This window comes from Tardiphaga sp., from assembly GCF_028290785.1.
Taxonomy (GTDB): domain Bacteria; phylum Pseudomonadota; class Alphaproteobacteria; order Rhizobiales; family Xanthobacteraceae; genus Tardiphaga.
The window spans coordinates 1-5,757 of the sequence record NZ_JAQGJD010000265.1 but is presented as its reverse complement, the minus strand read 5'-3'; the positions used below and the strand labels follow the sequence as shown (position 1 = coordinate 5,757).

The 5,757-nt window shown below is 63.7% G+C and carries 9 protein-coding genes; 5 read left to right on the top strand and 4 right to left on the bottom strand.

What is annotated here, in order from left to right; translation table 11 throughout:
- The coding region (locus JWR89_RS16350; RefSeq protein ID WP_299717957.1) for a VOC family protein at positions 1-361 on the top strand (361 nt) is incomplete at its 5' end.
- A 107-nt stretch (positions 362-468) separates the two neighbouring features.
- Here the strand turns inward: JWR89_RS16350 and JWR89_RS16345 are convergent.
- A complete protein-coding gene (locus JWR89_RS16345; RefSeq protein WP_299717955.1) occupies positions 469-1,716 on the bottom strand; it encodes an MFS transporter in 1,248 nt (415 codons plus the stop codon).
- 202 nt (positions 1,717-1,918) lie between these two features.
- Between JWR89_RS16345 and JWR89_RS16340 the strand changes: the two genes are divergently transcribed.
- Positions 1,919-2,473, top strand: coding sequence for an ActR/PrrA/RegA family redox response regulator transcription factor (locus tag JWR89_RS16340; protein WP_299717953.1), 555 nt, complete (start codon positions 1,919-1,921; stop codon positions 2,471-2,473).
- A gap of 42 nt (positions 2,474-2,515) precedes the next feature.
- Here the strand turns inward: JWR89_RS16340 and JWR89_RS16335 are convergent, their stop codons facing one another.
- Positions 2,516-3,010, bottom strand: a complete 495-nt coding sequence (locus tag JWR89_RS16335) for an MmcB family DNA repair protein (protein ID WP_299717951.1) — start codon at positions 3,008-3,010, stop codon at positions 2,516-2,518.
- 93 nt (positions 3,011-3,103) lie between these two features.
- On the opposite strand from JWR89_RS16335, the gene JWR89_RS16330 reads away from it, so the two are divergent.
- Together JWR89_RS16330 and JWR89_RS16325 are read left to right on the top strand one after the other, a co-directional pair.
- Positions 3,104-3,772: an MBL fold metallo-hydrolase gene (locus tag JWR89_RS16330; RefSeq protein ID WP_299717949.1), complete on the top strand. Its 669-nt coding sequence runs from the start codon at positions 3,104-3,106 to the stop codon at positions 3,770-3,772.
- A 6-nt stretch (positions 3,773-3,778) separates the two neighbouring features.
- Complete coding sequence (locus tag JWR89_RS16325; RefSeq protein WP_299717947.1) at positions 3,779-4,105, top strand: hypothetical protein; 327 nt, start codon at positions 3,779-3,781, stop codon at positions 4,103-4,105.
- Between the two features lie 3 nt (positions 4,106-4,108).
- Here the strand turns inward: JWR89_RS16325 and JWR89_RS16320 are convergent, their stop codons facing one another.
- Positions 4,109-4,357, bottom strand: a complete 249-nt coding sequence (locus JWR89_RS16320) for a hypothetical protein (protein ID WP_299717945.1) — start codon at positions 4,355-4,357, stop codon at positions 4,109-4,111.
- Between the two features lie 155 nt (positions 4,358-4,512).
- Here JWR89_RS16320 and JWR89_RS16315 point away from each other — a divergent pair, with 155 nt between their 5' ends.
- Positions 4,513-4,782, top strand: a complete 270-nt coding sequence (locus JWR89_RS16315) for a GlsB/YeaQ/YmgE family stress response membrane protein (RefSeq protein WP_299717943.1) — start codon at positions 4,513-4,515, stop codon at positions 4,780-4,782.
- 63 nt (positions 4,783-4,845) lie between these two features.
- Here JWR89_RS16315 and JWR89_RS16310 read toward each other — a convergent pair.
- Positions 4,846-5,757 (bottom strand): fatty acid desaturase (locus JWR89_RS16310; protein ID WP_299717941.1); only part of this gene is annotated, 912 nt, incomplete at its 5' end.

Genomic DNA, 5,757 nt, shown 5'->3' with positions numbered 1-5,757 from the left:
GGCCGCGTTCATTTCCGCCGGCGGCTATCACCACCACATCGGGCTCAACACCTGGGAGAGCAAAGGCGGCCAGCCGCCGGCGCCCGGCACCACCGGGCTGTTTCACACCGCTATCCTGTATCCGACCCGTGCCGCGCTCGCCGATGCGCTGCACCGTGTGCAGCAAGCCGGCATCGCGCTCGACGGCGCCAGCGACCACGGCGTGTCCGAGGCGCTGTACTTGCGCGATCCCGACCAGAACGGTGTCGAGCTCTACTGGGACCGACCGCAGGAAGCCTGGCCGCATGAAAGCAAAGGCGGGCTGGCGATATTCACGCGACGGCTGGATCTCGACGACCTGATAAAGCAACGGGTCGCGTAAGTGTAAAACACTCCGTCGTGGCTGGCCCGCTCTCGCTGAACATCGTGGATGGGCGGGACATCTAGCGAAGCCGTGCTTCGCGCTTCAGCCCGGCCATGACGGATGCATCAACCGACGCTAATTCGATCCCGTCGTGCTCGCCCGCGCGACAGGATCAACACGGCGGCGATCAGTTGCAAGCCCATGCAGCCGTAGAACGGCACGGCGTAGCTGCCGGAAATATCGCGCAAGAAGCCGATGATGCCGGGGCCGAAGGCGTAGGTGATCTGCGTCACCGCGGTGATCAGGCTGACCAGGACACCGAACGAGCGCGCATCGAATTCGCGCTGCACGATCAGCGCCGGCAGCGTGATCAGGTTGCCGACCGAAAATCCGAACAGCGCGCAGGCGAAGAACAGCAGCGCCTCGTTGCGCGCATTGATGACGATCGCCAATGCCAACGCCTGGCTGAGGAACGAGATCGACGCCGCCAGCCGCTGGTTGAGCCGGTCGATCACCGTCGAGAACAGCAGGCGGCCGACCACGGCCATCAACGTCAGCAGCGACACCGCGACCGCGGCGCGCTCGCGGCCGATCACCGGATCTAGAAACGAGATCAGGTGGACGATGAAGCCGACCTGCGCGAAAAGTGTCAGCGCGAACGAAACCGTCAGCGTGAGGAAGGCCACGTCGCGAAAGGCGTGCGCACGGATCTGCCGCGACGACGGCGCGTCCTTGGCCAATGTCGAGCTGCCGGCGAGCCGCGCGGGATCGCGCGGCGGCCGGCCGACGAACAGCAGAATCACCGGCACCAGCAGTACGGCCATCGCCACGGCGGCAGCGAGCGTCGCGCCGGCGAAACCGAAGCCCCCTATCGCCGCGACCAGCAGCGGCACGCCGACGATGCCGCCAAAACTGGCACCGTTCAGCGCCAGGCTGATCGCCATGCCGCGCTTTCTGTCGAACCACAGGCCAAGCGTGTTGGTGACGGCGCCGAGACTGGTGCCGGCCCAGCCGAACGCCAGCAGCGCATTTACGGCGTAGAGCTGCCACGGCGCAGTGATCTGTCCGAGCAATGCGGTGGCCGTCGCCATCGCGAGCACACCCCCGAGCAGGCAATTGCGCGGCCCGAGCGCGCGCATGGCTTCGCTGAGAAACGCGACCAGCAACGCGCCGAACAAATAGAAGAACGTCGTCGCGGTGGCGATGGTCGAGGCCGGCCAGCCGTGCACGCGTTGCAATTCGGCGAGATAAACGCTCTGGCCATAGAAGCCGAGCGCCCAGCCGAACGTAGCCAGCACGAAACAAACGCCGACGATGCGCCAGCCGGCGTAGCGGATCGAACTTTCATCGACGTGGGTCGTGGTTGCGTCCATTGCGGATCTTCTCACCCGTTTCGGTCATGCTGCATGTGCGACAACACGCCGCTGTGTAGCACTCCAGACGCCATTAACCACCCGATTTACCGGCGGGAAGCCTCTCCCCGACTTCACGATGACGCCAAAGCGGGGCCGGCGCCCTTGGCGCGGCCGGCCATAGCGCCATATACTCAGGGTACGCCATGGAGGATTTTGCCACGTGAATGCCATCGCCGAACTGACAGGCCAGACCGACCGCTCGCTCCTGATCGTGGAGGACGACAAGCCGTTTCTGGAGCGGCTGTCGCGCGCGATGGAAACGCGTGGCTTCACCGTGACCTCCTGCGACAGCGTCGCCGACGGCCTGGCGCATATCGGCAAGTCGGCGCCGGCTTTCGCCGTGGTCGATCTGCGGCTCGGCGACGGCAACGGTCTCGACGTCGTCTCCGCGCTGAAGCTGCAGCGCCCGGACGCGCGCGCCATCGTGCTGACCGGCTATGGCAATATCGCCACCGCCGTCACCGCGGTGAAGATGGGCGCGGTGGACTATCTGTCGAAACCGGCGGATGCCGACGATGTGGTCGCGGCGTTGCTCGCCAGCGGCGGCGACAAGTCCGAACTGCCGAACAACCCGATGTCGGCCGACCGCGTGCGCTGGGAGCATATCCAGCGCATCTATGAAATGTGCAGCCGCAACGTCTCGGAAACCGCGCGCCGCCTCAACATGCACCGCCGCACCCTGCAGCGCATCCTCGCCAAGCGCGCGCCGCGCTGATTTTTCTTCACCTCGCCCCGCTTGCGGGGCGAGGGAGACGCACTACACCTCGTTCAAAAACTCCGCGTGGCCCTGCGGGTCGTGCAACCTATTGAGCCGATGCGCCGCGGTGGTGGCGAAGCGCAGCATCAGGCTTTTTCGCGTCGCGGCCGGCAGCCGGTGCTCCGGCGCGTCACAATGCAGATGCGCGCCATAGGCGTCGGCGACGATCAGGCCGGTATCGCCGGGAAACAGATCGCACGACAGATCCTGGGTGAAGGCGAAGAACAGCCGGTCGCAATGGGCGCGGTAGTCCGGCCACTTGTCATCGGCGCGCAGGTCGGCCAGCGACGACTTGATCTCGACGATCCAGATTTCGCCGCGCGCGTTCAGCGCCACCAGATCGGCGCGCCGCCCGGACGGCAACGACATCTCGCTGAGGCAGGAAAATCCCAGGCTGCGCAGCCAGCGCGCGGTGCCGCGCGCAATCGCCAGCGCCGTCTCGGACTGGCGGCGGTCGAGGGGCGCAAGCGCCAGATGAACGGCTTTCGATTCCATGGCGACCAAGACTAGCCGATTTTGCAACGCCGCCAAAGCCGGAGCAGCTCATTTCCCCCTTGGCACCCTGCCAAAAATCAGCATTGTGGCGCGATGACACAAGAATCCGAGACCCAGGCCGCCGCCGGCGCGGCGATCATTCCGGTGACGCTGTTCCAGCAGAACTGCATGCTGCTATGGGACGAGACTACCCGGCAGGCGGTGGTGATCGACCCCGGCGGCGACGTGCCGCTGATCCAGGATGCCATCGCCAAGGCCAACGTCAATGTTGAGCAGATCTGGCTCACCCATGGCCATATCGACCATGTCGGCGGCGCCGCCGAACTGCGCGACGCGCTGAAGGTGCCGATCACCGGCCCGCACATCGCCGACAAGTTCCTGCTCGACGCGGTGGTGGAGAGCGGCGCGAAATACGGCATGGCCGGGGTGCGCAATTTCACCCCGGACCGCTGGCTCGAAGAGGGCGACCGCGTCAGCGTCGGCGGGCTGGATTTCGACATTCTGCACTGCCCCGGCCATTCGCCAGGCAGCGTGGTGTACTACAATAAGGCGATGAAGTTCGCCCATGTCGGCGACGTGCTATTTGCCGGCTCAGTCGGCCGTACCGACTTTCCCGGCTGCAGCCACGAGCAACTGATCCACTCGATCACGACGAAATTGCTGCCGCTCGGCGACGACGTCGGCTTCATCTGCGGCCACGGGCCCGGCTCGAGCATCGGTCAGGAGCGCATGACCAATCCGTTTCTCACTGGGCAAGCCTGAACCAGGATGGCCGACGCTCCAAGACCGCGCGAGCAGCGTGCACTTTCAAAGCACATTCTGCCGAGCTCCGGCACGATGATCGGCGTCTGCGTGACGCTGATCGGGCTGGTCAAGATCCTGGAAGCGCGGATCGGCCCGAGCCGGGTCGACGAATATGCCGCCGTGGTATCAACACTGTTCCTGGTCAGCGCGATCGCATCCTATATTTCGATGCGGCATCCGGAGCGCCACAGCCTGAGCACCCGCTGCGAAATTATCGCCGACCAATTTTTCCTTGGCGGTCTGATTGCGATGACGGCGATCACGTTATTCTTCGCCTATGAAGTGATCTGACGTTTACGCGCTGAAGCGAGGGTCAGCCCAGTCCTCGATCTGCGAGGCGGGGATGGTCTTTTTCGGCTGATGCGGATTGAGCGTGCCGGCGGTGGCCGTCCAGCCCTTCGCAATGATCTGCTGCGCAAACAGCTTGGCGTCGATCTCGGACTTGAACGTCTTGGTCGTGCGCACGGTCCCGGCGGCACGGGTGTCTGACTTGACGGATTTGTCGGGGCCAAAGGCCACATACCAGATATCGGGCTTTGTCATCATGCGGTTGTAACGCCGATTGTGGCGAAAGGTTGCATAGCGGACTATACAAGTGCGTTACCGACCTGCGAAAATTTGCAAGCGTAGTACGCTATCGAGGCCGTGCGTTACAGATGGTGCAACCCTTCGGTTGCGCTACACAGGGGGACAATACCATGCATCTATCGAACGAAAGTCTTTTGGTTATTCTGTTTGTCGGCCTCATCGCCGGCTGGCTTGCCGGCAAGATCGTGCGCGGCGCGGGCTTCGGCCTGATCGGCGATATCCTGATCGGCATTGTCGGCGCGCTGATCGCCAGCTGGCTGTTTCCGAAGCTCGGCATCCATCTCGGTACCGGCCTGGTGTCGCAGATCATCGCTGCGGCGATCGGCGCCGTGATCCTGTTGCTGGTGGTCCGGCTGTTGCGGACGGGCGGGCGATTCTAGCTCCTTATCCCCGTATGCGATGCGGCGCCGTTGCGTCGCATCGCGGATCCGGGAAAAATGCTTCTACGGCTTGGCCAGATTCCGTGGCTGCACCACATCCCAGGCCAGGCCGAGCTTTTCCAGCAGCCGGATGGTCAGATACGTCGTGTCGAATTCCCACCAGCGATGACCGTGACGGGCCGAACGCTGGTCGGCGTGGTGGTTGTTATGCCATCCCTCGCCATGGGCGAGAATGCCGACGAACCAGTTGTTGCGGCTGTCCTCGTCGGTATCGTAGCTGCGGTAGCCCCACATGTGGGTGAGGGAATTCACCGCCCAGGTCTGATGCCAGACGAACACGGTGCGCACGATCACCGCCCACACCACGATGCTGAGCGCGAACTGCACGGCCTCCGGCCACGAACCGCCCGTCAGCATTTTTCCGGCAAATCCCGCGAAGAAAAACACGTTGAACTGGATCAGCATGATCTTGAGCTGCCAGAAATTGCGCTCCAGCGTCACGTAAAGCGGATCGCGCAAGATATCCTTGGCGTAGCGGTCGTAAATGCCGAGCCGCGACAGATCTGGGTTTTTGACCAGCAGCCAGCCGAGATGGCCCCAGAAAAAACCGGCGAGCGGGCTGTGCGGATCCGGCTGTTCGTCGGATTTCTCGTGATGACGGCGGTGTACTGCAACCCAGCGCGCCGGGGTATCTTCCGCGCAGCAGATTGCCACCACGACGAAACAATGCTCCAGCCATTTCGGACATTTGAAGCCGCGATGGGTGAGCAGCCGATGATACCCGATATTGATGCCGATCAGGCCGAACAGCCGGGCGGCGATAATCGCGACAATTACGGCGGTCCAGTTGAAGAACATCGGCAGCAGCGCCAGTAGCGCCAACGCGTGGAAAGTGCCGATCACGGCCGTATTCACCCAGTCGATCCGATAGGGCTGCACACCCGCGGGCAAGGCCAAGCCAAAAACACGCGCCCG

Excerpts from the sequence above, each read along its gene's own strand:
- JWR89_RS16345 (WP_299717955.1), bottom strand. The coding sequence starts at position 1,716 with ATGGACGCAACCACGACCCACGTCGATGAAAGTTCGATCCGCTACGCC.
- JWR89_RS16335 (WP_299717951.1), bottom strand. The coding sequence starts at position 3,010 with ATGGAATCGAAAGCCGTTCATCTGGCGCTTGCGCCCCTCGACCGCCGC.
- JWR89_RS16325 (WP_299717947.1), top strand. The coding sequence starts at position 3,779 with ATGGCCGACGCTCCAAGACCGCGCGAGCAGCGTGCACTTTCAAAGCAC.
- JWR89_RS16330 (WP_299717949.1), top strand. The coding sequence starts at position 3,104 with ATGACACAAGAATCCGAGACCCAGGCCGCCGCCGGCGCGGCGATCATT.
- JWR89_RS16320 (WP_299717945.1), bottom strand. The coding sequence starts at position 4,357 with ATGACAAAGCCCGATATCTGGTATGTGGCCTTTGGCCCCGACAAATCC.
- JWR89_RS16315 (WP_299717943.1), top strand. The coding sequence starts at position 4,513 with ATGCATCTATCGAACGAAAGTCTTTTGGTTATTCTGTTTGTCGGCCTC.